This is a genomic window from Ornithinibacillus bavariensis, assembly GCF_018333235.1.
In the GTDB taxonomy this organism is placed as follows: Bacteria; Bacillota; Bacilli; order Bacillales; family Amphibacillaceae; genus Ornithinibacillus; species Ornithinibacillus bavariensis.
Genome location: NZ_BORP01000004.1, coordinates 115,319 through 141,291, shown reverse-complemented (window position 1 = coordinate 141,291; position 25,973 = coordinate 115,319). Strand labels below are relative to the sequence as shown.

The 25,973-nt window shown below is 35.6% G+C and carries 30 protein-coding genes and 1 other annotated feature; of the genes, 22 read left to right on the top strand and 8 right to left on the bottom strand.

The window, feature by feature from the left end; all coding sequences use genetic code 11:
* Positions 1–49: 49 nt before the first annotated feature.
* The 14 genes from KI338_RS11330 (at position 50) to mtnN (ending at position 13,582) form a co-directional block, all read left to right on the top strand.
* A complete protein-coding gene (locus KI338_RS11330; RefSeq protein ID WP_212921115.1) occupies positions 50–724 on the top strand; it encodes a tetratricopeptide repeat protein in 675 nt (224 codons plus the stop codon).
* Between the two features lie 10 nt (positions 725–734).
* On the top strand, positions 735–3,056 hold the full coding sequence (gene recD2, locus KI338_RS11325) for an SF1B family DNA helicase RecD2 (RefSeq protein ID WP_212921114.1): 2,322 nt from the start codon (positions 735–737) through the stop codon (positions 3,054–3,056).
* A gap of 74 nt (positions 3,057–3,130) precedes the next feature.
* A complete protein-coding gene (locus KI338_RS11320) occupies positions 3,131–3,319 on the top strand; it encodes a YrzR-like zinc ribbon domain (RefSeq protein ID WP_212921299.1) in 189 nt (62 codons plus the stop codon).
* Between the two features lie 43 nt (positions 3,320–3,362).
* Positions 3,363–4,430, top strand: a complete 1,068-nt coding sequence (locus tag KI338_RS11315; protein ID WP_212921113.1) for an AI-2E family transporter — start codon at positions 3,363–3,365, stop codon at positions 4,428–4,430.
* 41 nt (positions 4,431–4,471) lie between these two features.
* Positions 4,472–4,679 (top strand) — a binding site (T-box leader).
* Between the two features lie 101 nt (positions 4,680–4,780).
* Positions 4,781–7,420, top strand: coding sequence for an alanine--tRNA ligase (gene alaS, locus KI338_RS11310; protein WP_212921112.1), 2,640 nt, complete (start codon positions 4,781–4,783; stop codon positions 7,418–7,420).
* Positions 7,421–7,694: 274 nt separating this feature from the next.
* On the top strand, positions 7,695–7,964 hold the full coding sequence (locus KI338_RS11305; protein ID WP_212921111.1) for an IreB family regulatory phosphoprotein: 270 nt from the start codon (positions 7,695–7,697) through the stop codon (positions 7,962–7,964).
* Positions 7,965–8,378, top strand: coding sequence for a Holliday junction resolvase RuvX (gene ruvX, locus KI338_RS11300; RefSeq protein WP_212921110.1), 414 nt, complete (start codon positions 7,965–7,967; stop codon positions 8,376–8,378).
* A 17-nt stretch (positions 8,379–8,395) separates the two neighbouring features.
* Complete coding sequence (locus tag KI338_RS11295; RefSeq protein WP_212921109.1) at positions 8,396–8,680, top strand: DUF1292 domain-containing protein; 285 nt, start codon at positions 8,396–8,398, stop codon at positions 8,678–8,680.
* A 187-nt stretch (positions 8,681–8,867) separates the two neighbouring features.
* Entirely contained in the window at positions 8,868–9,983 is a 1,116-nt protein-coding gene (mltG, locus tag KI338_RS11290; RefSeq protein ID WP_212921108.1) for an endolytic transglycosylase MltG, read from the top strand.
* Positions 9,984–10,116: 133 nt separating this feature from the next.
* Entirely contained in the window at positions 10,117–10,755 is a 639-nt protein-coding gene (locus KI338_RS11285; RefSeq protein WP_212921107.1) for an O-methyltransferase, read from the top strand.
* 18 nt (positions 10,756–10,773) lie between these two features.
* Complete coding sequence (gene udk, locus KI338_RS11280) at positions 10,774–11,433, top strand: uridine kinase (RefSeq protein WP_212921106.1); 660 nt, start codon at positions 10,774–10,776, stop codon at positions 11,431–11,433.
* 121 nt (positions 11,434–11,554) lie between these two features.
* Positions 11,555–12,031: a transcription elongation factor GreA gene (gene greA, locus KI338_RS11275; protein WP_212921105.1), complete on the top strand. Its 477-nt coding sequence runs from the start codon at positions 11,555–11,557 to the stop codon at positions 12,029–12,031.
* Between the two features lie 154 nt (positions 12,032–12,185).
* Positions 12,186–12,860, top strand: a complete 675-nt coding sequence (locus KI338_RS11270) for a YrrS family protein (protein ID WP_212921104.1) — start codon at positions 12,186–12,188, stop codon at positions 12,858–12,860.
* 32 nt (positions 12,861–12,892) lie between these two features.
* Positions 12,893–13,582 carry a 5'-methylthioadenosine/S-adenosylhomocysteine nucleosidase gene (gene mtnN, locus KI338_RS11265; RefSeq protein ID WP_212921103.1) on the top strand — a complete coding sequence of 230 codons (690 nt, stop codon included), beginning with the start codon at positions 12,893–12,895 and terminating at the stop codon, positions 13,580–13,582.
* Positions 13,583–13,666: 84 nt separating this feature from the next.
* On the opposite strand, the gene sigK is transcribed toward mtnN, so the two are convergent.
* The 8 genes from sigK to KI338_RS11225 all read right to left on the bottom strand — a co-directional run bounded on the left by sigK (position 13,667) and on the right by KI338_RS11225 (position 20,409).
* The gene (sigK, locus tag KI338_RS11260; RefSeq protein ID WP_212921102.1) at positions 13,667–14,380 is read right to left on the bottom strand and encodes an RNA polymerase sporulation sigma factor SigK; all 714 of its coding nucleotides are present in this window, start codon (positions 14,378–14,380) and stop codon (positions 13,667–13,669) included.
* Between the two features lie 168 nt (positions 14,381–14,548).
* Positions 14,549–14,914, bottom strand: coding sequence for a monovalent cation/H(+) antiporter subunit G (gene mnhG / locus KI338_RS11255; RefSeq protein WP_212921101.1), 366 nt, complete (start codon positions 14,912–14,914; stop codon positions 14,549–14,551).
* Positions 14,895–15,206 carry a Na(+)/H(+) antiporter subunit F1 gene (locus KI338_RS11250; protein WP_212921100.1) on the bottom strand — a complete coding sequence of 104 codons (312 nt, stop codon included), beginning with the start codon at positions 15,204–15,206 and terminating at the stop codon, positions 14,895–14,897. Before KI338_RS11250 ends, mnhG begins: the two co-directional genes overlap by 20 nt.
* Positions 15,207–15,683 (bottom strand): Na+/H+ antiporter subunit E, encoded by a 477-nt coding sequence (locus KI338_RS11245; RefSeq protein ID WP_212921099.1) that lies wholly within the window; start codon positions 15,681–15,683, stop codon positions 15,207–15,209.
* A 6-nt stretch (positions 15,684–15,689) separates the two neighbouring features.
* Entirely contained in the window at positions 15,690–17,171 is a 1,482-nt protein-coding gene (locus KI338_RS11240) for a Na+/H+ antiporter subunit D (protein ID WP_212921098.1), read from the bottom strand.
* The gene (locus KI338_RS11235; RefSeq protein ID WP_212921097.1) at positions 17,164–17,502 is read right to left on the bottom strand and encodes a Na(+)/H(+) antiporter subunit C; all 339 of its coding nucleotides are present in this window, start codon (positions 17,500–17,502) and stop codon (positions 17,164–17,166) included. The genes KI338_RS11240 and KI338_RS11235 overlap by 8 nt, the downstream gene beginning before the upstream one ends.
* Entirely contained in the window at positions 17,502–19,838 is a 2,337-nt protein-coding gene (locus KI338_RS11230; protein WP_212921096.1) for a Na+/H+ antiporter subunit A, read from the bottom strand. Before KI338_RS11230 ends, KI338_RS11235 begins: the two co-directional genes overlap by 1 nt.
* 430 nt (positions 19,839–20,268) lie before the next feature.
* The gene (locus KI338_RS11225) at positions 20,269–20,409 is read right to left on the bottom strand and encodes a sporulation histidine kinase inhibitor Sda (protein ID WP_212921095.1); all 141 of its coding nucleotides are present in this window, start codon (positions 20,407–20,409) and stop codon (positions 20,269–20,271) included.
* 487 nt (positions 20,410–20,896) lie between these two features.
* Between KI338_RS11225 and KI338_RS11220 the strand changes: the two genes are divergently transcribed.
* Genes KI338_RS11220 through KI338_RS11185 form a run of 8 tightly spaced genes read left to right on the top strand, consistent with a single transcriptional unit; the run spans position 20,897 to position 25,917 of the window.
* On the top strand, positions 20,897–21,412 hold the full coding sequence (locus KI338_RS11220) for a YqeG family HAD IIIA-type phosphatase (RefSeq protein WP_212921094.1): 516 nt from the start codon (positions 20,897–20,899) through the stop codon (positions 21,410–21,412).
* Positions 21,413–21,415: 3 nt separating this feature from the next.
* Positions 21,416–22,516 carry a ribosome biogenesis GTPase YqeH gene (yqeH, locus tag KI338_RS11215; RefSeq protein ID WP_212921093.1) on the top strand — a complete coding sequence of 367 codons (1,101 nt, stop codon included), beginning with the start codon at positions 21,416–21,418 and terminating at the stop codon, positions 22,514–22,516.
* A gap of 11 nt (positions 22,517–22,527) precedes the next feature.
* The gene (gene aroE, locus KI338_RS11210; protein WP_212921092.1) at positions 22,528–23,364 is read left to right on the top strand and encodes a shikimate dehydrogenase; all 837 of its coding nucleotides are present in this window, start codon (positions 22,528–22,530) and stop codon (positions 23,362–23,364) included.
* Between the two features lie 4 nt (positions 23,365–23,368).
* Complete coding sequence (gene yhbY, locus KI338_RS11205; RefSeq protein ID WP_212921091.1) at positions 23,369–23,659, top strand: ribosome assembly RNA-binding protein YhbY; 291 nt, start codon at positions 23,369–23,371, stop codon at positions 23,657–23,659.
* Between the two features lie 19 nt (positions 23,660–23,678).
* On the top strand, positions 23,679–24,248 hold the full coding sequence (locus tag KI338_RS11200) for a nicotinate-nucleotide adenylyltransferase (RefSeq protein WP_212921298.1): 570 nt from the start codon (positions 23,679–23,681) through the stop codon (positions 24,246–24,248).
* Positions 24,235–24,819: a bis(5'-nucleosyl)-tetraphosphatase (symmetrical) YqeK gene (gene yqeK / locus KI338_RS11195; protein WP_212921090.1), complete on the top strand. Its 585-nt coding sequence runs from the start codon at positions 24,235–24,237 to the stop codon at positions 24,817–24,819. Before KI338_RS11200 ends, yqeK begins: the two co-directional genes overlap by 14 nt.
* The gene (gene rsfS, locus KI338_RS11190) at positions 24,809–25,168 is read left to right on the top strand and encodes a ribosome silencing factor (RefSeq protein WP_244853564.1); all 360 of its coding nucleotides are present in this window, start codon (positions 24,809–24,811) and stop codon (positions 25,166–25,168) included. Before yqeK ends, rsfS begins: the two co-directional genes overlap by 11 nt.
* A complete protein-coding gene (locus tag KI338_RS11185) occupies positions 25,165–25,917 on the top strand; it encodes a class I SAM-dependent DNA methyltransferase (RefSeq protein WP_212921088.1) in 753 nt (250 codons plus the stop codon). The genes rsfS and KI338_RS11185 overlap by 4 nt, the downstream gene beginning before the upstream one ends.
* Positions 25,918–25,973: the final 56 nt, after the last annotated feature.

The window sequence follows — 25,973 nt, the reverse complement described above, 5'->3', positions numbered from 1 at the left end:
ATAGTCTATCGCAATTTTTTATTAATCGTGTTAATAAAGGAGTAAAAAAATGAGCAAGATTGCAAGTGCAGTAGCTTTAATGAAGGAACACAAATACGAGGAAGCTGCAAGATTATTTAATGATTACATTGAAGAAAATCCAGCTGATCCTTTAGGATTTATCAATTTCGGGAATTTACTTTTACATCTAGGTGATATGGATCATGCGAAGAGCTTTTTCGAAAAGGCTCTTTCGCTAGATGAAAAGTCTGCAACAGCTTACTATGGACTGGGTAACCTTTACTATGAGCTAGAAGATTATCCAAAGTCACAGCAGAACTTTTTACATGCAATTAAAAATGGTCTTGAGGAAGCGGATGTATTTTTTATGCTTGGTATGTCTCATCAAAATCAGCAACAATTCAAACTTGCACTCCCATATTTACTTAGAGCAAAAGAGTTATCCCCTGAGGATGAAGAAGTCTTATTCCAATACGGACTTGCATTAGCTCAGAGTGAGTTATTAGGGGATGCAAAAGAAGTGTTTCACACTGTGCTAAATATCAATAGTGAACATTGTGATGCTTTATATAATTTAGGAGTAATTTCTCTATTTGAAGAAGATGTGATAAAAGCATTAGAATATTTTAACCAGGCATTAGAAAATGAACCTACGCATGTGCTTGCTGCGAATGGGAAACGAATAGCCGAAGAAGCATTAAATTCCAAGGAGACTGGAATGTGAGGGATAGAAAATGGAGGATAATCAAAATATAGATTCGGAGTTCATAAAAGGAGAGCTCCTTTATACTATTTTCCAAAATGATATCGAGCATTTCTCCATTGCGAAGGTTAAAGTACATGGGACCAATTTAGAATACAACGAGAAGGAAGTTGTGGTGAAGGGTTATTTTTCAAGTTTGCAGGAAGGAACAGTTTATCAATTTTTTGGAAAACTGGAACGACATGCTAAATTTGGGATACAGTTTAGTGTAGCATCCTATCATACGGTTATTCCTGATACAAAAGAAGGACTTATTTCCTATTTATCTAGTGATATGTTCTATGGAATCGGAAAAAAAACAGCAAAAAAAATAGTCGAGCATTTGGGGGAAACAGCAGTTTCCAAAATCTTAAATAACCCTAACATTCTATCGGAAGTACCGGGATTAAAAAAAGAGGCACGAGAGACCATCGTAAAAACTTTACAGGAAAATCAAGGCTTTGAACATGTAGTGGTTTATCTAGCTAAGTATAATATCGGATTAAGAATGGCTCAAAAGATTTATGATAAATATAAAGACGAAACAATAGACTTGTTACAAAAAGATCCTTATTGTTTTGTGTTCGATATCGAGGGTTTCGGGTTCCAAACAGCAGATATGATTGCGAAGAAGAATGGACAATCGTTATCTAACCCAAACCGGATTGGAGCAGGATGTATCTATATCCTGCAACGTAGTGTACAAGATGGACATGTCTATTTGCCTTTAGCACAGTGCCTCCAAGAGGTTGGAGTAATACTAAGGAACCCAGAACAAGCAATATCTGAAGAGCAAATAACGGATGTGCTTTCCGAATTAAATAAAGAAAAGAAGGTTATCCTTCAACATGGAAACGTCTATTTACCTTCCTTATATTATGCTGAGGACGGGTTTGCATCTAGTGTTCAGCGTCTAGTCTCTAATCAAATCGAAGAGGAGACAACACTAGCCGACCTTATGAAAATCATCGGTGATATTGAAGAAGAAGAGGTTTTAAGCTATGGAAAAGAGCAGTTTCATGCCATTGAACAAGCATTAAAATCGAAGCTGATGATTCTAACTGGTGGACCTGGGACGGGAAAGACCACTGTTATAAAAGGTATTATTCAGGCATATGCTAAAATTCACCGTGTATCTATTGATCCAACTTCCTATGAACATCGGGCAGATTTTCCATTTGTGTTAGCTGCACCAACTGGAAGAGCAGCAAAACGACTCCACGAATCTACAGGCCTTCCTGCACTGACAATTCATCGACTTTTAGGATGGAATGGTAGTGAGAGTTTTGAGAAGGATGAGCATGATCAACTCGATGGGAAGTTCTTAATAATTGATGAGTTTTCAATGGTGGATATATGGCTGGCCAACCAATTATTTAAAGCTATCCCAAACGATATGCAGGTTCTAATTGTTGGTGATGAAGATCAGCTTCCATCAGTTGGCCCTGGGCAGGTCCTAAGTGATTTGCTTGAAAATAATCGAATACCTAAGGTTAGTCTACACGAAGTATATCGGCAAAAGGAAGGCTCTAAAATTATTCAACTAGCACATGCAATAAAAAATGATAGTTGTAATATTGACCTATTGCAAAATGACAAGGATTTTAGCTTTATTGCCTGTCGTGAGAACCATGTTGTCAAGGTAATCACCCAAGTTTTTGAAAAAGCGATACAAAAAGGTCTAGATGTACGAGATATTCAGGTGCTTGCTCCAATGTATAAAACAGAGGCAGGTATTACATTAATTAATAAAGCTCTACAGGATCTAATTAATCCAAAAAGTAAAGGAAAAAGAGAAGTAAAAGTAAATGATATTGTTTTAAGAGTTGGTGATAAAGTTATCCAGCTTGTTAATCAACCAGAGGATCAAGTATTCAATGGTGATATCGGCGAGGTTGTAGCGATTTTTGAAGAAGATGAGAACACAGACCATGTCGAACAGCTTGTCGTATCGTTTGATGATCGAGAGGTAGTGTACGAACGTAAAGATTATATTAATTTAATGCATGCCTACTGTATCTCTATTCATAAATCACAAGGCAGTGAATTTCCTATTGTCATTCTGCCAGTCGTATCGACTTATCACCGAATGCTTCGGAAAAACCTTCTGTATACAGCAATTACTAGGGGAAAGCAATCCTTAATAATTTGTGGTGAAAAACAAGCATTTCTACACGGTATTAAAAAATTAGATACAAATAAACGCTTTACATCGCTTAAAGAACAACTTTCTGAAAGATTACTAGAGATGCCAATCTCCCAAAATAATAATAAGATTGAAGAAGAAGATATTTCTCCATATGATTTCATGTGATTAGGTATATTTTGGGAAAAACGGGAAAGCATAACATAATACCTATCATATTTACTAGGAGAGATATTATGTTAATGCAATGCCCAAATTGTAGTAGTAAAGATATCGGAAAAATTGGTACCCAGCAATTCTATTGTTGGAATTGTTTTGTAGAAATGTCTGTTACAGGTAATGAATTAACGGTTCATCAAGTAGAAGCAGATGGAAGCCTAAGCTCCTTGAATGATTTATTTACGGAGGAAGAGAGAAAGGTAGAATGGTAATCCTTTAGTTCGAACTAGAAACTCATGCTAAGGGGTGTACCATATGTTTTTACAAAAAAAACCAACTAATTTTCTCTACTGGATTATTACGGGAATCTTTGTATTTCTCTTTATTTTTCTTTTAGTAAAGCTTTTTCCTTATTATAAAGCTTTTTTTTCTTTTATCTGGCATTTACTGGCACCGTTTCTCATCGCATGCCTAATCGCCTACTTGTTATATCCAATTGTTCAAAAAATTAACGCTTACAATATTCCGAGAAGTATTGCTATATTATTTATTTATCTATTGTTTTTTGGAGGGTTCGGTTATCTCATTTATCGTGTATACCCTACATTTGTCTTACAATTAAGGGACTTAAATGAATACTTGCCACAATTAGTTGCAATGTACCAAGATGCAATTTATCAAGTATATGAATCAACCTCTTTTTTACCTGAGACCGTACACGACAAAATGGATGAAACGATTCAAGCTGTTGAGCAGTCGATCGATTCAACGATTGGAAAGTTAATTGGTGGTATTACAAAAATATTTGATTTTATCATTATATTGACTGTAATACCAGTTTTGGTTTTTTATTTTTTAAAGGACTATGAGAAAATAAAAGAATATACAAAGCGATTCATTCCGAGAAAATACCAAGAAGCCTCAAGTAATCTAGTGCATGCTGTCGATGAAGGATTAGGTAACTATATTCGTGGTCAGCTGTTAATTTGTCTTTTTGTCGCAATAACCACTTATATTATTTTCCAATTACTTGGGTTAAACTATGCACTTTTACTGGCTATCTTTATGGGGCTAATGAATATGGTTCCTTACTTTGGCCCAATTATTGGTGCAGTTCCCGCTGTCTTACTTGCCATAACCGTATCCGGGAAAATGGTTGTCTTTGTTCTAATAAGTGTTTTTGCTATTCAATTAATTGAAAGCAACTTCCTATCACCATATATTATGGGGAAGAGCACGCGTATCCATCCTGTTGTGATTATATTTGTTTTATTGCTAGGCGGAAAAATTGGTGGCGTATTAGGTATGATACTTGCTGTTCCTGCTTTAACTGTTTTAAAGGTAGTAATAAAGCATAGTTATATCATGATTCGTGAACATTGACTTTTGATTAAAAGTTAACTATAATATCGCTATCTATATGAATTATCACGTTGAAGGTTATGAGTACATGGCACTCGATTTAAAGAGAGGAATTTCCTTAGGCTGAAAGAAATTCTAAATAAGAACCATGGAAAGCTAAACCAGAGTACGGGCTAATCCCCGTCGGTCTCATACCGTTATCATGCTGGAGTGATGAACATTTTAATGGTTCATAATTAGGGTGGTACCGCGAATAATCTCGTCCCTGCATTAGAGCAGAGAGGGGATTTTTTATTTTTCCTGAGGATTATGGATACTCAGGTAGCGACTAATAGCCATACTACGGTTTACATAAAAAGGAGGAAAATGTAATGAAACAATTAACATCTGCTCAGATCAGACAAATGTATCTTGATTTTTTTCAGGAAAAAGGACATAAGGTTGAGCCTAGTGCGTCATTAGTTCCACAGGATGATCCAACATTACTATGGATTAATAGTGGTGTGGCAACATTAAAGAAATATTTTGATGGACGAGTGATTCCAGAAAATCCCCGCATTGTGAATGCACAAAAGTCAATCCGCACCAATGATATTGAGAATGTTGGGTATACCGCAAGACACCATACTTTCTTTGAAATGTTAGGTAACTTTTCTATTGGTGATTACTTTAAAAAAGAAGCGATTGAATGGGCTTGGGAATTTTTAACAAGTGACAAATGGTTGGGACTGGATCCTGAACGACTATCTGTAACGGTCCATCCAGAGGATGATGAAGCATATGATATGTGGTTAAATGATATAAACATTCCAAAGGATAGGATTATTCGTCTAGAGGAGAACTTTTGGGATATTGGTGAAGGCCCTAGTGGTCCGAATACTGAAATCTTCTATGATCGTGGTGTAGAATACGGAAATAATCCTGACGATCCAGAGCTTTATCCGGGTGGAGAAAATGACCGTTATTTGGAGGTTTGGAATCTAGTATTTTCTCAATTCAACCATAACCCAGATGACACTTATACCCCTCTACCAAAGAAAAATATTGATACAGGTATGGGGCTAGAACGTATTGTATCGGTTATTCAAGATGTCCCAACTAATTTTGAGACAGATTTATTTATGCCTATTATTCAGAAGACAGAAGAATTAGCAAATGTTAAGTATGGTGTTGATAAAGCAAGTGACACAGCATATAAAGTTATTGCTGACCATATCCGAACAGTTAGCTTTGCAATTAGTGATGGTGCACTTCCTTCTAATGATGGAAGAGGTTATGTCCTACGAAGATTAATTCGTCGTGCTGTTCGTTTTGCGAAAGAAATTGGTATTGAAAAGCCATTTATGTATGAGTTGGTTGAAACGGTTGGAACAATCATGAAGGATTTTTACCCAACCGTATTAAATCAAGCTGATTTTATATCTAGCATTATAAAAGTAGAGGAAGAACGTTTCCATGAGACATTACATGAGGGACTGGATATTTTAACGGCTATTATCGAGAAGGAAAAGGAAAAAGGTTCCACCATTTTTCCTGGAAAAGAAGTGTTTCGCCTTTACGATACGTATGGATTCCCAAAAGAATTGACTACAGAATATGTAGAACAGCTCGGGTTTACTGTAGATGAAGCTGGCTATGAAGCTGAAATGGAAAAACAACGGGAACGTGCAAGAAACGCAAGACAAAAAGTAGATTCCATGCATGTACAAGATGAAGTTTTAGGAAAGTTGGACATGAAGAGCGAATTTGTTGGGTATGATACATTACGTATAGAAACAAAGATTGCTGCAATGATAAAAGATGGTGAGTTCGTAGACGTTGCAGGTGCTGGGGATGAGGTGCTAATCTTTTTAGAAGAAACTCCTTTCTATGCGGAAAGCGGTGGACAAATTGCAGATCACGGCATAATTTCCTCCCACACAGGAAAGGCATTGGTGAACAATGTTCAAAAGTCACCGAAGCAACAAAATATCCATTTTGCAATTATTGACAATGGTGAATTACATGTTGGGGACACTGTACAGGCTGAAGTAGAGGAAGAACTACGCAACTTAACGATAAAAAATCATACAGCAACACATTTACTACATCAAGCATTAAAGGATGTATTAGGTAAACATGTCAATCAGGCAGGATCACTAGTTACACCCGAACGATTACGCTTTGACTTCTCTCATTTTAATGCTGTAACAAAAGAAGAACTAGAACAAATTGAGCATATTGTTAATGAAAAAATATGGAACTCAATATCACTGGATATTTCCTATAAAAATCTGCAGGAAGCAAAAGAAATGGGTGCGATGGCTCTATTTGGTGAAAAGTATGGAGAAATCGTTCGTGTTGTTCGCATTGGTGAGTACAGCTTAGAGCTTTGCGGTGGTTGTCATGTTCGTAATACGTCTGAAATTGGTTTGTTTAAGATCGTTTCAGAAGGGGGTATCGGGGCAGGCACTCGTCGCATTGAAGCAGTAACTAGCAAATATGCTTTTGAATTCCTTTCTGGAAAACTAGCAGTATTACATTCAACCGCCCAGTTATTAAAAACCAATGAAGAAAGGGTAGTCGACCGTGTGGAATCACTTTTCCATGAAATGAAAGCATTGCAAAAGGAAAATGACTCTTTAAGTGCAAAGCTATCTAATCTAGAAGCTTCTTCAATTCTTGACCAAGTAGAAGAAGTAAATGGAATTCAGGTCTTAGCACAAAAGGTCAATGTGAAAGATATGAATCAATTGCGCGCTATGGTTGATGATCTGAAGCAAAAGCTAGGTTCTGCTATCATTTTATTAGCAACCGATAATGATCAAAAAGTGCAGCTAGCAGCAGGGGTTTCCAAAGATTTAATGGCCAAAGGCTTACATGCAGGAAACTTAATTAAACAAGCAGCCCAGCTTTGTGGTGGTGGCGGTGGTGGACGTCCTGATATGGCTCAAGCTGGTGGAAAAGATGCAACTAAAATTCCAGCTGCACTAGCATATGTAAAAGACTATGTGAATGAATCTGTTAAATAGAGTGTTTTTGAAAAAAATATGTACTGTCTAAGTAGACGTTTTTCGGTAGGGGTTCACATCGCATCGCATTGACAAATATTTTTAGACAAAGTTGTATGAAATTAATTAACTAAGACATATTTTTCCCAATAGCACACGTAGCAACAATAAATAAATCACCGCACTTAATGATTTTATAGAGAATAGTCTTCATTCTATCAAATAAAATATTATAATATATCTTCCAAACATGTTAGAATAGAACTAGAGGTAAAATGTGGAATGGGGTGTCGTGATGAGTTCAATCGATAAAACAATGAAATTCAACTTTTCGGAAGAGCCATTTAATCGAGATATAAAAGAAGTACTACTTACTGTCCATGAGGCACTTCAAGAGAAAGGTTATAATCCGATCAACCAGATTGTTGGATATTTACTATCGGGCGATCCGGCTTATATTCCAAGATATAACGATGCACGTAATTTAATCCGAAAAATTGAACGTGATGAGGTAATCGAAGAGCTTGTTAAATACTATCTAGAAAAGCAATCCATGGATCGATAGATGAAGATATTAGGGTTGGATGTTGGCTCCAAAACAATCGGAGTCGCCGTAAGTGACGAACTGGGATGGACAGCCCAGGGATTAACTACGATTAAATGGGATGAAAATAGTATAGAGTCTGCAGATATACCATTGAAAGAAATCATCGAAGAACATAAAATAGAGAAGGTTATTGTAGGGCTACCTAAAAATATGAATGGTACCATAGGGGAACGTGGAGAAGCTTCCATGCGATATGCAGATCATATTGAAAAGGTACATCAACTACCTACTGTATTATGGGATGAGCGGCTGACAACCATGGCAGCAGAACGAGTATTACTTGAAGCGGATGTAAGTCGAAAAAAACGAAAAAAGGTAATTGACAAAATGGCCGCTATGATGATTTTACAGGGATATCTAGACCAAAAATGAAAAGGAGAATGATTTTAATGGCTATTGAAGAAAAAGAGCGCATCATCATTCCAGACGAAAATGGTGTTGAAAATTTATTTGAAGTATTGTTTACCTTTGACGTCGAAGATACCGGGAGCTCCTATATTGCAGTAGTACCGGCAGAACAAGTCAATGATGAAGAAGTAGAAGTGTATGCCTTCCGTTATGAGGAAAAAGATGACGATGATTTGTCCCTATTTGCTATAGAGTCAGATGAAGAATGGGAAATCGTTGAAGAAATGCTTAATACGCTAGCTGAAGAGGAAGAGCTAAGCGAATAATAAAAATTATAGAAATGGGAATAGTAGGTGCAGTAAGCTTGCACTTACTATTTTTTTGAGAACTATTGAGAAATACTCAGAAGAGCACTGCTATTTATTTTCTACCTTCCTTATCACTAGCTACTATAAACTCCTAGCACATCATGTCTTTTTTTAGTATAATATAGCGGATGAGAGGGGTATGACTATGTCTAATAGAAAAGATAAGGGTAGTTTTAAAGATAATTTAATTGCTAGGGGAGAAGAAGCTCGTACCGTACGAAAGGTAGTAGCAATTGTGATTTCATGTCTTTTAATTATCCTAATAATTGGTGGAATTTCTGGCTTTTTATACGTTAAATCTGCTCTCAAGCCAGTAGACCCAGGAAATGAAAAAGGGGTTCAGATTGAAATTCCTATGGGATCCTCGACTTCTAATATTGCGGATATATTAGAGAAGAATGATATCATTAAAAATGGACTTATATTTCGCTTTTATATAAAGTTTAAAAATGAATCGGGGTTTCAGGCAGGAAAGTATACGTTTACGAAATCCATGACCTATGACCAAATTATTGAATCATTAAAAAATGGACGTATTATTAAGGAACCTGTTTACCGGGTGACCATTCCTGAAGGTTTAACGATTGAAGAGATTGCAGCTATATATGCTAAGAAATTACCAATGAAGGAAAAGGACTTTATTGATAAAGCAAGTGATCCAGAGTACATTAAGCAATTAATGCAGAAATACCCAATATTAACGGAGGATATTTTAAACCCAGAATTAAGGTATTCCTTAGAAGGTTATTTATTCGCAGCAACATATGATTTCTACGAAGAAAATCCTCCAATAGAATTAATTATAGAAAATATGCTGGATAAATCTCAAGAAGTGGTTGGCAAGTACTTAAATGCTATTGATGAAAAAGACTTATCTATTCATGAAGCAGTTACGATGGCATCTGTAGTAGAGAAAGAAGCAGTTACGGAGGATCAACGTAAGAAAATTTCAGGTATCTTCTATAATCGCTTAAAGGTTGGAATGCGACTACAAACGGATCCGACTGTTTTATATGCAATTGGTGGACATAAGGCCAAGGTATTAATTTCTGATACAAAAGTAGAGTCGCCATTTAACACGTATCGAATTAATGGATTACCAATTGGACCAATTTCTAATTTCTCTGAGAATGCATTAGAAGCGGCAATCAACCCAGAAGAAACCGATTACTATTATTTCTTGCATGATGGACAAGGCAATATTTACTATTCAAAGACACTAGAGGAGCATAATGCTTATAAAGCTGAATACATTAAATAAACTTGGAGGAAGTGTGAAGTAATATTCACATTTCCCGTTTTTTTGGTAAAAGCACAGTGGCTTATAATTAGATAGTGTAATTTTTGCATAAACTATACATCCTATAAGGATAAGTACGAATGAGGGTTATAATATGGAAGAACATTCAAAGGAATATTTACTAAGACATCTACCAGAGTCTGATAAATGGGTGAAAGAACTTGAAGAGAAGGCTAAATTAGACCGTATTCCGATTATGGATCCAATCGGAATTAACTTTCTTATGCAATTAATTCGATTAAATAAACCACAACGGATATTGGAAATCGGTACAGCAATCGGTTATTCCGCCTTACGAATGAATGAGGCTTGCCCTGAAGCAACCATTACCACAATAGAACGAGATGATGTACGTTACCAGGAAGCAATTGAAAATATAACGAAATTAGGTAAACAAGATAGTATTCATGTGCTTTACGGGGATGCACTTGATAAGTTAGTCGAATTGGCAGATGCTGAGCAAACTTTTGAATGTATTTTTATTGATGCAGCAAAAGGACAATACAAAAATTTTTTTGAATTAGCAGCACCACTACTCGCAAAAAATGGATTTATTATTACTGATAATGTACTATTTAGAGGGTATGTAATGGATCCAGCATTTGAGCATCCTCGCTATACCAAAATGGTTGAAAAAATAAGAGTGTATAATGAATGGCTGGCAAATCATCCAATGTTTATAACAACAATACTACCTATTGGTGATGGAGTAGCAATTAGTTATAGAAAATAATCAGGAAGGGGAATAGGAATGCAAAATAAACCAGTAGTAATAGGTGTTGCAGGTGGAAGTGGAAGTGGTAAAACATCTGTAACAAGATCCATCTGCCAGCAATTTAGTGACAAAACAATTCTTGTAATTGAACAAGATTATTATTATAAAGATCAGAGTCATTTACCCTTTGAAGAAAGATTAAAGACAAATTATGATCATCCATTGGCATTTGATAATGATTTATTAATTAAACATGTACATAAATTATTAAATCGTCAGCAAATCGAAAAGCCGGTATATGATTACAAAGTCCATAATCGATCAAAAGAGACTATATTAGTAGAACCAAAGGACGTTATTATACTAGAAGGAATCCTTATCTTAGAGGATCCGCGATTAGTCGATTTAATGGATATAAAGGTATTTGTGGATACGGACGCTGATCTGCGCATTATCCGGCGATTACTGAGAGACATTAAAGAGAGAGGAAGAACCTTAGATTCTGTAATCGATCAATATTTAAATGCGGTACGTCCAATGCATCTCCAATTTGTTGAACCGACAAAGCGCTATGCGGATATCATTATTCCTGAAGGCGGAGAAAATCATGTAGCAATTGATATCATGGCGACAAAAATCGAAAAGATATTGTCAAAAAATAATGAAAATAGTTTGAAGAAAAGTATTGAAAATTAAGGTGATTTCTGCCATAGTTATGGATAGTATACTTTTAAAATGGCTATATTTTTTAGTACTTATATTGCCAAGCTAATAAATAGCTTGATCTAGCAGTAGATAGAAAAAGGAGTTGTTTTTAATGGCTGTAGAAAAAAGTTATTATATGACACAAGAGGGGAAAGAGAAATTAGAACAAGAGCTTCTCTATTTAAAAACAGAACGCAGACAAGAGGTAGTAGAAAGAATTAAAGTCGCGCGTGGTTTTGGTGACCTCTCTGAGAACTCTGAATATGATGCAGCAAAGGATGAACAAGCATTTGTTGAGTCTCGTATTGCTCAGGTAGAAAAAATGATCCGCAATGCCGTTATTATTGAAAATGATAATTTAAATCCTAATATGGTGTCACTAGGTAAAGCTGTTACCTTTAAGGAATTACCAGACGGTGAAGAAGAAACATATACAATCGTAGGTAGTGCAGAAGCAGATCCATTTGAAGGGAAAATTTCCAATGACTCTCCAATGGCTAAAAGCTTATTAGGCCATGAGGTTGGTGAAGAAGTATCGGTTGCAACTCCTGGTGGAGAGATTCAGGTAAAAATAGTAAATGTTGAATAACACACTAGAAGCGGGGGAATACCCCGCTTTTCAATTTTCTCTACCACGTCTTGCAAGAATATCTTCTTAAGCATAGATGGTAACGTATTTGATATAATTAGTAGCATATAATTTATGGTACTATAATAAGGTATACATAGGGAGGGAAGAGGAAATGAGTAGTTTTGATAGAAATAGTCGAGTTAATAAATTTGAAAAAAGACGAAAAAATACAAAGCTAATCTCTACATTAATCATTGTTGCTAGTTTTCTTGTTGTATTTCTCATTGGTTTATGGATTTTTGGACCTGACAAAGAACCAAAAGATGATATTGCAGCACCTAAAACAACTGTAGACGATAAGACAGCAGATAACGACGCAGGTACTACGGATGATGAAACTGAGGATACAGAACAAAACTCCTCTCAAAACCAAGAAGAATCATCGCAATCCAATGAAAATGATACAGATAAAACTGATGAAAGTTTTGCAAATGAAAATGTAGAAACAGAACCAGCAAATCCAATAGATAGTAGTGATAATGTCATAGAGGCATATACAGCAAACTGGTCCCCAATCGGTACCAATCAAACAGGACCACATACCACCCAATTTGATGATGACTCTCAAGATTGGAAGGAAATGGAGCAGGCTATTCGATTAGCTACAGGACTTGCAGAAGGGGATATGATTACCTGGTTCATAGGAAATGGCGGAGACCAAAAGGCAATAGGAACCGTAACTAATAAAGCCGAATCAGAGATATATCGTGTATATATAAGCTGGATTGATAATCAAGGATGGCAGCCTACATTAGTTGAACGACTAAAGAATAACGATAAAAAATAAGACGTATAGTACTATTTCGGGAGGAAATCATCATGACAATTGGACTCATCGGAGCAATGGATGAAGAAATTGAGCTATTAAAAAATGAAATGACAGATAAAGAGGAAACAACGATAGCAAATAGTCTATTTATTAAAGGCAAATTAAACAACAAGGATGTTGTATTACTTAAATCAGGTATTGGAAAAGTAAATGCAGCGATGAGCACTACCATTTTATTAGAACGATTTTCACCAGTCTGTATTATTAATACAGGCTCCGCAGGTGGTTTTTCCTCAAACTTAGAGGTCGGAGATGTTGTAGTATCCTCTGAGGTTGTTCACCATGATGTTGATGTGACTGCCTTTGACTATGCATATGGACAAGTACCAGGAATGCCTCCAACATTTAAGTCAGATCCAGATTTAGTAAAAAGTGCCATTCATTCAATTGAAACGATAGACATAAACGGTGAAATTGGCTTAATCGCAACAGGTGATTCCTTTATGGAGGATCCAGAACGCGTCAAGGATGTTCGTAGCAAATTTCCGAACATGATAGCATCAGAAATGGAAGCAGCTGCGATTGCACAAGTATGTCACCAATATGGTTGCCCATTTGTAGTTATTCGTGCACTTTCGGATATAGCAGGAAAGGAATCGTCAATATCCTTTGATGCCTTTTTAGAAAAAGCTGCTAAAAATGCCTCAGAAATGATTATGCATATGTTAAAAGAGATGTAAGGGTTGCCCTTATATCTCTTTTTTATAATTTTTATAATTATGGCACTCGCTCAATCTATGCGAATGCCATGTGCTAACTATTGGCTAATTTTGATATCCTTTACGTTCCTTACGGTAATACTCATGAAAGACTTTCATTAAAGCCCGCTTTTCTATTCTGGAAACATAGCTTCTGGAAATATTTAGTTTTTTAGCGATTTCTCGCTGGGTTAATTCTTTCTTATTATTCAATCCATAACGATAAATAATTACTTCCTTTTCGCGTTTATCTAGAATGGAAAAATAATCCTGCATTTTTTCGATTTCCATATTTAATTGGATGTACTCAATAACATTTTCATTCTCAGCTTCTAAAATATCGATTAAACTTATCTCATTTCCCTCTTTGTCTTGCCCTATAGGGTCATGTAAAGAAACATCCTTTTTAACTTTTTTTAGAGCCCGTAAATGCATCAATATTTCATTTTCGATACAGCGTGCTGCATAAGTAGCAAGTTTCGTTCCTTTTCCAACAGAGAAGCTCTCGATTCCTTTTATCAATCCTATGGTACCAATAGAGATTAAGTCTTCCATATCTTCCCCTGTATTTTCAAATTTCTTAACTATGTGTGCGACAAGTCTTAAGTTATGCTCAATTAGCTTATTTCTTGCTTCTTCACTCCCGTTTTGCATTTCCTCAATATATTTTGCTTCCTCCTGTGATGAGAGGGGCTGTGGGAATGCGTGATTTTTTACGTAAGAGACAAAGAATAGCGCTTCCTTGATTAGCAATGCAAGGACACTCATGATTCCGGACAAACACATACACCTCCTGCCTAGGCTGGGCTTTAGCCTATATAAACACACTATGTCGTCGAAGCGTGTCTTGTGTCTGTCCATGAAAAACAAATACGAGCATCAAAATAAAGAAATACTCGCCACCTCTTGAAAGTTAGATGACGAGTATATTATCCTAAATTTTATGATCTAATTACGTTCTTGTATTGCTTCCTCATAAGCATCTGTGCGATTTTTCGTAATCGGCTTTATACCACTGTGATGTGCCGCTCTTCCAATCATATGGGCGGATACTGGAGCTGTTATCATTATGAAAATAATTCCAATTAGTAGTTTTCCACTTATGATACCTTCTTTTGCGTATAGATAGATAAATGCACCTATTAATATAAAGGCAACACCTAATGTAGAAGCCTTGGTTGCTGCATGTAATCTTGTATAAATATCGGGAAAGCGAATAATACCAATGGAAGCTGACAGTGTAATGAAAGCGCCAATAACCAAAAATAATATAATAATTATATTTATTACTAGATCAATCCATGTCCCGGTCAATGATAACACCCTTTTCCACATATTTTGCTGTTGCTAGTGTCCCTAAAAACCCTATTATACCTACTAATAAGACGATATCATTTAAATACGGTGTTGAGAGGTAAATAGCTATTAATCCGGTCAAGGCCATTAAATTAATACCAATTGTGTCAAGGCCTACGGCACGATCTGGATTTGTCGGTCCTTTTAAAATTCGATATAAAAGTAGTACAAGGGATATTGCTATAATTATCGAACAGCCGATAACGGTAATTTCAATTATATTTTCAGTTAACTGAATTGCAGCCTTCATCTATCTAGTCACCTCCAGGATTGCTTTTTCAAAGCTATCCTTTATGTCTTTAACAGATTTATTTACTTCGTCAATATCCATTGCATGAATATATAAAGTCTTACTATCATCGGATATAGCAACAGAAAGCGTCCCAGGTGTAAGCGTAATAAGATGTGCCAATAAGGTTATTTCCCAATTGCTCTTCACTTCAAGCGGTAAAGCGAATATTCCTGGTTCAATTTCTGGCTTTGGCGTATAAACAAGCTTTAAAATACTTAAATTGGATAGGAGTAATTCTCTTATGAAAATCAGCATTAGTTTAATAATTTTCATAACACGTCTTCCGTAAAAATTAGCTGAAAAAAATCGGTTTAATAAGAGTACTAACAAAAATCCCCAAATAAACCCGGCAATGAAGCTTGGAAAGGTATAGGATTCACTTAAAAACATCCACATTATTGCAATAATAATATTAATTACGATTTGAAACGCCATAGTCGATTACTCCTTTAACACAGAATCTATATAGATTTCGGGATCAAGTAAATATTCTGCGATACCATCAATGGCAGGATACACATATTCAGCACCTATACCGAGAAACACAGATACTGCTAATAAACAAACGATAGGGATGATTTGCCCTTGTGCCGGTTTCTTTGTCAAACTAAAGGTTGCATCCTTTTCACCCCAAAAGCCACGAATAAATATTTTCATTACAGAGTAGAGGATTAAAAGGCTTGAAAGTAATGCAATAATGGTAATCGCAACCTCATCATTGGATAGAGCACCTTTTAGTAGAAGTAATTTCCCAATAAACCCACTGAATGGTGGAATTCCTGCTAAGACAAAGGCACTGATAAAGAGTAACCAACCTAAAACAGGATAATAATGGATTAGCCCTTTCATTTTCCGTAAATCGGAAGTACCTGCTACATAAGAAATAACGCCAACCAATAAGAATAAGGCAGACTTTATAATCATGTCGTGTACGAAATAATAGATAGAACCACTAAGAGCATCTTTATTAAAAATTCCAATACCCATAATGATGAATCCAATGGCAGGAATAATATTATAAGCAATGATTAGTTTGATATTATTCGTAGACAGAGCACCGATTACACCAAATAACATTGATAAACCTGCAATCCATATAAAGGCTTCATGAGTAATATCTGGACGATGTGTAAAAATTAGTGTAAACACCCGAAGGATCGAGTATATACCGACCTTTGTTAAAAGAGCCCCAAATAAAGCAGAAACAACTGGATTTGGTACAATATATGGCCTTGGTAGCCAGTAATATAATGGAAATAGAGCAGCTTTTGTCCCAAAAACAAAGAATAATAACACACCAATTGTTGTTAGTATACCTTTTTGATCAACTTCTGCAACCCGTTCTGCTATTTGTGCCATATTAACAGTTCCAACTACCCCATATAGAAGTGCAACTGCTGTGACAAATAGCATCGAGGAAAATAGATTAATTAATACATATTTTATCGACTCTCGAAGCTGTACCCGTTCTCCACCTAGTACGATTAGTGCATATGAAGCCATTAACAATACTTCAAAGAATACGAATAAGTTAAATAAATCCCCAGTTAAAAATGCACCAGATACGCCGGTAATTAACAGGAAAAAGAAAGTGTAAAAATAATGGTTTTCTTGTTTTAAAGATAAGGAATGTGGTGCATAAAACGCTGCAGTTGCTGCAATGATATTTGTCGTTAGAATCAGGATAATGGATAGTTCATCGGCTACCATAATAATTCCATATGGTGCAACCCAGTCCCCAGTTTCTAATATAATTGATCCCTCAGTGAAAACAACATAGGTAACATAGCTTGTTACTATTAAACTAATGATCACAAAGAGCTTTGTTAGTATACGTGTTCGTTTCACATTTTTATTCGTAAAAGCAACGATGATACCGGATAACATAGGGATGATAATCGGCAAAATTGCTAAATTACTCATTCGATTCACCCCTCATTTCTTCCATATTATCAGTATTATTCTCTTTTGCAGTGCGATAGCTTAGAACAAGTAATAAGCTCGTAATTCCAAAACTAATAACAATTGATGTTAAGATTAACGCTTGTGGAAGCGGATCTGTATAACTCGTCACAGATTCATCTAATATTGGTGGTTGTCCCCTCTTTAACTTACCCATTGTCAAAATAACTAGATGGGCACCATGTGAGATTAGAACCGTTCCAATAATGATTCGCAGTAATTGTTTTTGTAAAATATTATAAATGGCAGTCGCAAATAGAATTCCAGAAAGTATTAATACAATATACTCCACTATTCTGCCTCCTTATTCTTTCTCACCTTTATAAGGGCATAAATGGCTAGAGCTGCTATTCCCAACACAGTAATCTCAAATAAAGTATCAAGTCCCCGCATATCTACAAGAATTACGTTAACGATATTATGTCCACCACCTAATGAATAGGCAGTTTCAACAAAATAATCTGAAATGGTTTCAAACCAATCCGAGCTATGTGCCGCAATACCAACCATCGTAATAATTGTACCAATTCCAAGCGAGAGTATAGCATTGGAAGCTGACGTGGTAATTGTTTCGTTTCTTTTTCGTAGCTCTGGTAAATGATAGTATGCAAGCAGGAATAGAGCCATAGAGACAGTTTCTACTACTAGCTGTGTTAAGGCTAAGTCAGGAGCACGGAAAATTACAAACAATATGGATATACCGAACCCGACAATTCCTGTAATAATAATTAGGCTTAGCTTGTTATTTACAAAAATTGTACAAATAGCTGCCAATGCCATTACGATTATAACAGTGATATCAATCCATTCTACATCTGCCAGGTCATTAAATGTAATATGACTAAATCCATCAGTAGTTACCATGATGAGAAATGAAAAAGCGATAATTGCACCTAGGATAATTGACATATACAACTTAAGGGAGCCTGTCATATAGAAATTAGTAATCCTTTTAGCATATCGATCTGTGATATCAATTGTTTTATCATATAACTCATTAAAACTTAATTTACCTGGTATTACCGAATAAATCTTGCGCCATTTTTTAATGGTAAGAAACAAGATAGTTCCAATCCCAACAACTGCTAACGACATCAAGAATGCAGGCTTTAATCCATGCCAGAATTGAATAGCATGATAGTCTACATTACCATTGATAGATTTTGCTGCGTGTGTTAATAATGTTCCATTTACTATATTAGGGAATAATCCAATAATGATGACTCCAAGAACTAGTACGATTGGTGATAGTAACATCCCAAGAGGTGCCTCATGTGGCTTCTTCGGTAATAGGTCGAGTTTTTTCTGTCCCATAAATACTCCAAAGAAAAAGTACATAGAATACACAAAGGTAAAGATACTACCGAAAACAGCTAGATATGGGATGATGTCTGCAAAAGTTGCCGCAAAAGTATTACTAGTTATGTTTAAATGAGTTGTTGATTCAAAAAATAGTTCTTTACTATAGAATCCGTTTAAGAATGGAAGTGGAACCCCTGCCATAGAAAATGTTCCAAAGAGTGCCAGTGTTGCGGACATCGGCATAAAGGTTAATAAACCACCTAGTTTACGAATATCTCTTGTTCCTGTTTCATGATCAATAATACCAGCAATCATAAATAGACTACCCTTAAATGTTGCATGGTTCAGGATGTGGAATACTGCTGCAAATACCGCTGCTTCTGTACCGAAGCCCAACATGGCCATTATCATACCTAATTGGCTAACTGTTGAAAATGCAAGGATTGCCTTTAAGTCAGTTTGTCTTACCGCCATGTAAGAAGCCCAGACAAGTGTTACAATTCCAATTAAGCTAACGGTAATAAAGAACCATTCATACGCATGAAAAATAGGTGAGAACCGGGCTACTAGGTAAATGCCAGCCTTAACCATCGTTGCAGAGTGCAAATAGGCACTAACAGGTGTAGGAGCCTCCATTGCATCTGGTAACCAAATATGAAATGGAAACTGTGCTGACTTTGTGAATGCGCCTAATAAAATTAACACCATGATAAGCGGTAAATAATTACTATTTAAAATCTCATCCATACTATTTATCATTGCACGAATACTAGTCGTATTCGTAATAACGGATAAGAAAATAAGCCCACCCAACATACTTAATCCACCAAAAATGGTGATAAGCATGGATTTTTGTGCACCATAACGGGAGCGCTCCCGGTGATGCCAATATCCTATCAATAGGAAGGACGATATGGAAGTTAACTCCCAGAATGTATAAAGAACAAACACATTATCGGACAATATTACCCCAAGCATCGCAGACATGAACATAAGTAGATATACATAAAAGTGGCTTAATTTTTCAGATGTATCTAAATAAAAGATGGAATATAGGACCACTAACGTACCGATTCCGCTAATCAAGAGGACAAAAAGTAAGCTAAGTCCGTCTAAATAGAAATCAAAATTAATACCTAATGAGGGTATCCAACTATATTCATGAATAAAAGGAGCAAAATCTTTTCCTATAAATTGAATAAAATACAGGAAAATCCCTAACGGTATTATCAAAACAAATACACCAGTATGTACTTTTTGCTTATATTTGCTTATAAATGGAACAAAAAATGCAAATATAAGCGGAATTAAAACAGCAGTTAACATCTATTTAAAAACCTCCTAAATAATATAGCGCCTAAATGATATATGTATAAAAGACGAATCTAGTAACATTTTTTCCATTAACTGATAGAATACTTCATAATACAAGACCTTTCAATTAAAAAGAGAAAAAATAATAGAATAGGTAGACTTGCACGGTGACAATTAAGGTGGTTCAGATTGTTTAATTTAGCATGTATTACAGGTAAAAAGATTGAGGGAAATTATTTGTAATAATTTATTTCTTTTTAATAATTTCATATAATCATTTTAATATAAATGAGGGGAAGTTATAAAGTAATATACTAATATTTATCTAGTAGGCATTTTATTTTTTCTATATCGGGCTATTAAAAAGAAAAACTCTTACTATCCTATAAGATAGTAAGAGTTAAAATAGTATCGTGCAATTTTTGATGTATGTCGAATGCTGTTAGCTTGTATACTTTATCTTGTGACTCAAACCTCGGCGATATATTTCAGCTTTTATAAGTGAAACAAAATCAGGGCTTAGTTTTAGTTCATTTGCTTTATAGTACGATTCAATCAATAATTCATCTGACAAATGTTTCATAAATTTTAGCCCTCCTATAATGAACTGTTTTTTTCACTGAACTAGATTAAAGATATTTATAACGTAACACGAAATAGTTGCTAGGACAAGGTGTCAGTTATCTACAGGTGATTGTAGATAACTTGTGAATAACTTGCAATTAATGGTAAAAAACCTTGGAATAATGCTGTTGATAATGTGAATATACTTATCCACAAGACGAGTTATGAAGGAATTTGTCGAACGATTTTTGCAATATAAATGTTGAATCTACATATTTCTATCTAATCCAGCATAAATATGCTATTTTGTATAATAGTCGCTTATGAAATCTTATTAAACATATTAACCGAAAATACTATTTCTTAAACATAAGATAGGTTAATATAATAGAGATGCTGTTCGGTTATAAAAAATACCAATGAAAGAAAATAGGCAGATAAACCAAATGAAAAGGATTTTTCATACAACGAGGTTGTAATTTGATACATTGGAGAGGTGTCGTTAATTGTTAAAACGTTTTTTACCGAATGAACATGTTAAAAGTATTTACGAGATTGATCCTTTAACCCTAAAAGAGAAAGGGATAAAAGGTATCATTACGGATCTAGATAATACACTAGTTCCTTGGGATGTGAAGGAGGCAACTCCAGAAGTTATAAATTGGTTTAAACAAATGAAGGATAATGGCATTAAAGTAACTATCATTTCCAATAATAAGGAAGAAAGAGTTAAAATGTTTTCAGAACCTCTTGGAACACCGTTTGTATTTAGTGCCAGAAAACCATTATCAAGGGCATTTAAAACAGCTTCAAGACAAATGGAACTGAAAAAAGAGGAAATTGTTGTAGTTGGGGACCAGTTACTAACAGATGTGCTAGGTGGTAATTCAGCAGGCCTTTACACCATTCTAGTAGTTCCGATTGTACAAACAGATGAAAAGATCACGCAATTTAACCGAAAAATAGAACGTAAAATCATGAATTATTTTCGTAAAAAAGGCATGATACGTTGGGAGGAATAGTGCTTGGAAGTTATTCATTGCATGGGTTGTGGCGTGGAAATTCAAACAGAAGATCCAAACGGCCTAGGATATATACCAAAATCATCATTGGAAAAAGAAAATATACTTTGTAAGCGGTGCTTCAGGTTAAAGCATTATAATGAAATACAAGACATATCCATTGAAGACGACGATTTTCTTAAAATGGTTAGTTCCATTCGCGAAAAGAAAGGTCTTGTTGTTCATATTATTGATATTTTTGATGTGAACGGGACGATGATAAAAAGCTTACCAAGAATTGTTGGAAACAATCCAATCATTTTAGTTGGTAATAAAATGGATTTATTGCCAAAGTCTACTAACCAGCGTAAACTTATACAATGGTTGCGCACATCTGCAAAAGATATTGGACTTAAAGTTGAAGATGTATTTCTCATTTCGTCAGTCAAAGGCTATGGGATTGATGAGTTAACAGAGCAAATAGACGCCTACCGTAAAAAACAGGATGTGTACATCGTAGGAACAACAAATGTTGGTAAATCAACGTTCATAAATCGATTGATTAAGCAGACTGTTGGAGAAAGTGATGTAATAACTACATCCTATTTTCCAGGAACAACACTAGGATTTATCGAGATTCCCTTAGATGATCAGACATCGTTAATTGATACACCAGGAATTGTGAATTCAGAACAAATGGCGCATTATATTTCTGACCATGATTTAAAAATAATAACACCAACGAAAGAAATAAAGCCTAGAGTATATCAATTAAATGCCAAACAGACATTATTTTTTGGTGGATTAGCTCGACTTGATTTTATTAAAGGGGAGAGACAATCCTTTGTTTGTTACTTTGCAAATCAGCTGCCGATTCATCGTACGAAATTAGAAAAGGCAGATGAATTATATCATAATCATCTTGGCGAGTTATTATCACCTCCAGATGAAGAGTCGTTACAAACGTTACCGCCATTTACTCAACAGTCATTTAAACTAGAAAATGAGAAAACCGATATTGTCTTTCCGGGCTTAGGCTGGGTAACCGTTAATGGTAGCAATACAACAATAGTGGTTCATAGTCCAAAGGAAGTAGCAGTTTCTGTACGAAAATCGTTAATCTAAGGAGGGGTATAATGGAACTTCGGCTTGGATTAATTGGTTATCCGATTAAGCACTCCCTTTCTCCTTGGATACACAAAAGGTTTATGCAGCAAACAAATATCGAAGGAACCTATAGAATAGTAGAGGTTCTTCCTGATGAATTTGAACAGCTCATCACAAGAATCATCGACAGCTATGATGGGTTTAATGTAACAGTACCATATAAGCAAAAAATAATTTCTTACCTGGACGAGTTAGATGAAAATGCTGCTAAAATAGGTTCAGTAAATACTGTAATAAATGTAGAAGGGCGTTTAATTGGGTATAATACAGATGGTATTGGGTATGTACGCTCATTAGAGTCGTCCTTTCCAGAGATTATGGAGAAAAAGAAGTCTAAAATTCTTATCCTTGGAGCTGGTGGTGCAGCAAGGGGTATATATGTAGCTTTAAATCAATGCGGTTTTCAGTTCATTGATATCGCTAATCGTACGAAGGAAAAGGCAGAAGCTATAGCGAAACTTCGTAAAAAATCGACAACGACTGAAGTTATTGGTTTAAAACAAGCAGAAGAACACATCGGAAACTATTCGCTGATTGTGCAGACTACCAGTGTTGGAATGCTGCCGAATCAGGATATGGTACCAATACAGCTTCACCATTTACCTAAAAAGGTAAATGTTAGTGATATCATATATCAACCATTTTGGACCAAGTTTTTAAAAGAAGCTAATGATAAAGGTGCCAATATTCATCATGGACATACGATGTTGCTATATCAAGCACAATATGCTTTTGAAATATGGACAGGTATAAGGCCAAGTCTAGAAAATATGAATCGTGATTTAAAACTTTTACTCGAAGGGTGATCAGATGCTAACAGGAAAACAAAAAAGATTTCTACGTTCCAAAGCTCACCATTTAAAACCTATCTTTCAGGTAGGGAAAATTGGTGTCAATGACAACATGATTGTTCAAATTAATGAGGCATTGGAGAAAAGAGAGCTAATTAAAGTAAGTATCTTACAGAATTGCATGGAAGATAAGGATACGATCGCAGAGCAATTACAAGAAGGAACTCATGCTGAAATTGTTCAAATTATCGGAAATAATATCGTATTATATAAAGAATCAGAAGAAAATAAACAAATACAGCTGCCGTAAATGAGTAAAGGAGTTCATGATGAAACGGATCGGAATTTTAGGTGGAACATTTGACCCGCCACATATGGGACATTTAATTATAGCTCAAGAAGTACTTTGTGCCTTAAAACTGGACCAAGTCTGGTTTATTCCGACGTACGAGCCACCGCACAAACATGATGCATTTGTACAAGCAGATCACCGAATTGACATGCTGAAACTAGCGATTGCTGATAATGAAAAATTTTCTTTGGATACGATAGAAATTGACAGAACAGGAAAATCCTATACCATTAACACCATTATCGATTTAAAAAAAGCTTACCCAGAGGTAGATTTTTATTTTATCATTGGAGCGGACATGGTCGAGTACCTACCAAATTGGTATAGGATTGACGAGTTAATCAAACAAGTGAACTTTGTAGGAGTAAAACGCTCTGGCTACTCAATGGATACGGATTATCCGGTTAAAAAGGTAGATATTCCAATGGTCGATATTTCCTCTAGTTTAATTCGAGGGCGTCTACAGGAAATGAAGTCTATTAAGTACCTAGTTCCGGACTCTGTACATCATTATATTAAGGAGCATGGTCTCTATGAAAAAAGATGAAGCAATTGCAATCATTGAACCTTATTTAACAAAGCCTAGATTCGAACATACTTTACGAGTTGCCGAAACCGCTGTTAAGCTCGCTAGTAAATATGATGTTTCCGTTGAAAAAGCGGAGCTTGCTGCAATTTTTCATGATTATTGTAAGTACCGTTCCCTAGAAGTGATGGCAAGAATAATTGAAGCTAGCTCTCTCCCAAAGGATCTACTTGAATATCATCATGAGTTATGGCATGGACCAGTAGCTTCACTTTTGATTGAACAGGAATATGGTATTGAGGATCAAGATATTAAAAACGCCATTTACTATCATACGACCGGAAGAGCAAATATGTCTAAAATGGAAATGGTTGTTTTTGTAGCGGATTATATTGAACCTGGTAGAAGCTTTGAAGGGCTTGATGAGGTTCGGGAGATGGCAGAAAAAGAATTAATTCGAACGACTTGGATGGTATCTCGGAATACTATACAATTTTTAATGAGGAAAAAAAGTCGTATTTATCCTGATACATTTCATGCATATAATGATTTAACGAAACGTTTAGATGGAGGGAAAAAATTTGAGTTATAATTCGTTGGATATTTTAAATCTAGCAGCAGAAGCGTGCGATGATAAGAGAGCAGAGGATATTATTGCTCTTGATCTGGCACAGGTTTCATTAGTAGCCGATTACTTTCTTATTTGTCATGGTACAAATGAGCGTCAGGTACAGTCTATTGCTAGAGAAGTAAAAGAAAAGATGGAAGAAAATAATATTCCAGTGAAACGTCTAGAAGGTTTCGAGCAAGCTAGATGGGTACTTGTTGATTTAGGTGATGTGGTTTGTCACATTTTTCATAAGGAAGAAAGAGCGTATTATAATCTTGAGCGCTTATGGGGAGACGCCCAGACTGTTTCCCTTGAGGTCGGGCAGGAATGACGTATCAACTTATGGCAAGGCTATATGATCAATTTATGACAGCTGCCCCTTATGATAAATGGGTAGAACTGACCGAAAAAATCATTAGCCGTTATCAATTGCAAAATCCAAGAATAGTGGATCTTGGCTGTGGTACAGGTGAAATTACCGTAAAGCTAAAAAGTAAAGGCTTCGAAATTACTGGAGTGGATGCTTCAACGGATATGTTAACCATAGCCGAACAAAAGGCAAGTGATAATCATCAAAGGGTACAATGGATACATCAAGATTTAAGGGAACTACAAGGCTTGTCAAACTTTGATCTTGCAATTAGCTACTGTGATGTTATCAACTATATAACCTCCAAGTCAGATATTCAAATCGTTTTTAATAATATTGCTGAATTGCTAGGAGATAACGGGTTGTTCGTCTTTGATGTTCATTCCCTAGTACATGTAGAAGAGAACCTAGTAGGGAAAACTTTTGCAGATGTGACAGATGAAGGTGCTTATATATGGTTCTGTTATGAAGGAGAAGAGGAAGGTGAGATGTATCATGATCTCACATTCTTTAGTTCGAATGGGGGTAGTTATCAACGTTTTGATGAAACACACCACGAACAAACTTTTCCTATATCTGTGTATGAGGAATTATTAAAAAAATGCGGATTTGAAATTTTAGATATTTGCGGAGACTTTATATTAGAAAATGATTTTTCTGAAGAAGAAGCAGAGAGAATTTTTATAGTAGCTCAAAAAAGGATGAGATAGTGCCATTTCTCGTCCTTTTGTATTTTTGCCAGGATCTATTCCATTCGGTATGATGA

Coding starts and splice junctions, on each gene's coding strand:
- ruvX (WP_212921110.1), top strand. CDS start 7,965: ATGAAGATATTAGGGTTGGATGTTGGCTCCAAAACAATCGGAGTCGCC.
- KI338_RS11185 (WP_212921088.1), top strand. CDS start 25,165: ATGACGTATCAACTTATGGCAAGGCTATATGATCAATTTATGACAGCT.
- KI338_RS11295 (WP_212921109.1), top strand. CDS start 8,396: ATGGCTATTGAAGAAAAAGAGCGCATCATCATTCCAGACGAAAATGGT.
- mltG (WP_212921108.1), top strand. CDS start 8,868: ATGTCTAATAGAAAAGATAAGGGTAGTTTTAAAGATAATTTAATTGCT.
- KI338_RS11270 (WP_212921104.1), top strand. CDS start 12,186: ATGAGTAGTTTTGATAGAAATAGTCGAGTTAATAAATTTGAAAAAAGA.
- alaS (WP_212921112.1), top strand. CDS start 4,781: ATGAAACAATTAACATCTGCTCAGATCAGACAAATGTATCTTGATTTT.
- yhbY (WP_212921091.1), top strand. CDS start 23,369: ATGCTAACAGGAAAACAAAAAAGATTTCTACGTTCCAAAGCTCACCAT.
- KI338_RS11250 (WP_212921100.1), bottom strand. CDS start 15,206: ATGAAGGCTGCAATTCAGTTAACTGAAAATATAATTGAAATTACCGTT.
- KI338_RS11245 (WP_212921099.1), bottom strand. CDS start 15,683: ATGGCGTTTCAAATCGTAATTAATATTATTATTGCAATAATGTGGATG.
- yqeK (WP_212921090.1), top strand. CDS start 24,235: ATGAAAAAAGATGAAGCAATTGCAATCATTGAACCTTATTTAACAAAG.
- udk (WP_212921106.1), top strand. CDS start 10,774: ATGCAAAATAAACCAGTAGTAATAGGTGTTGCAGGTGGAAGTGGAAGT.
- KI338_RS11225 (WP_212921095.1), bottom strand. CDS start 20,409: ATGAAACATTTGTCAGATGAATTATTGATTGAATCGTACTATAAAGCA.
- KI338_RS11230 (WP_212921096.1), bottom strand. CDS start 19,838: ATGTTAACTGCTGTTTTAATTCCGCTTATATTTGCATTTTTTGTTCCA.
- KI338_RS11240 (WP_212921098.1), bottom strand. CDS start 17,171: ATGAGTAATTTAGCAATTTTGCCGATTATCATCCCTATGTTATCCGGT.
- KI338_RS11315 (WP_212921113.1), top strand. CDS start 3,363: ATGTTTTTACAAAAAAAACCAACTAATTTTCTCTACTGGATTATTACG.
- greA (WP_212921105.1), top strand. CDS start 11,555: ATGGCTGTAGAAAAAAGTTATTATATGACACAAGAGGGGAAAGAGAAA.
- KI338_RS11305 (WP_212921111.1), top strand. CDS start 7,695: ATGAGTTCAATCGATAAAACAATGAAATTCAACTTTTCGGAAGAGCCA.
- aroE (WP_212921092.1), top strand. CDS start 22,528: ATGGAACTTCGGCTTGGATTAATTGGTTATCCGATTAAGCACTCCCTT.
- recD2 (WP_212921114.1), top strand. CDS start 735: ATGGAGGATAATCAAAATATAGATTCGGAGTTCATAAAAGGAGAGCTC.
- mtnN (WP_212921103.1), top strand. CDS start 12,893: ATGACAATTGGACTCATCGGAGCAATGGATGAAGAAATTGAGCTATTA.
- KI338_RS11320 (WP_212921299.1), top strand. CDS start 3,131: ATGCAATGCCCAAATTGTAGTAGTAAAGATATCGGAAAAATTGGTACC.
- KI338_RS11330 (WP_212921115.1), top strand. CDS start 50: ATGAGCAAGATTGCAAGTGCAGTAGCTTTAATGAAGGAACACAAATAC.
- KI338_RS11285 (WP_212921107.1), top strand. CDS start 10,117: ATGGAAGAACATTCAAAGGAATATTTACTAAGACATCTACCAGAGTCT.
- KI338_RS11200 (WP_212921298.1), top strand. CDS start 23,679: ATGAAACGGATCGGAATTTTAGGTGGAACATTTGACCCGCCACATATG.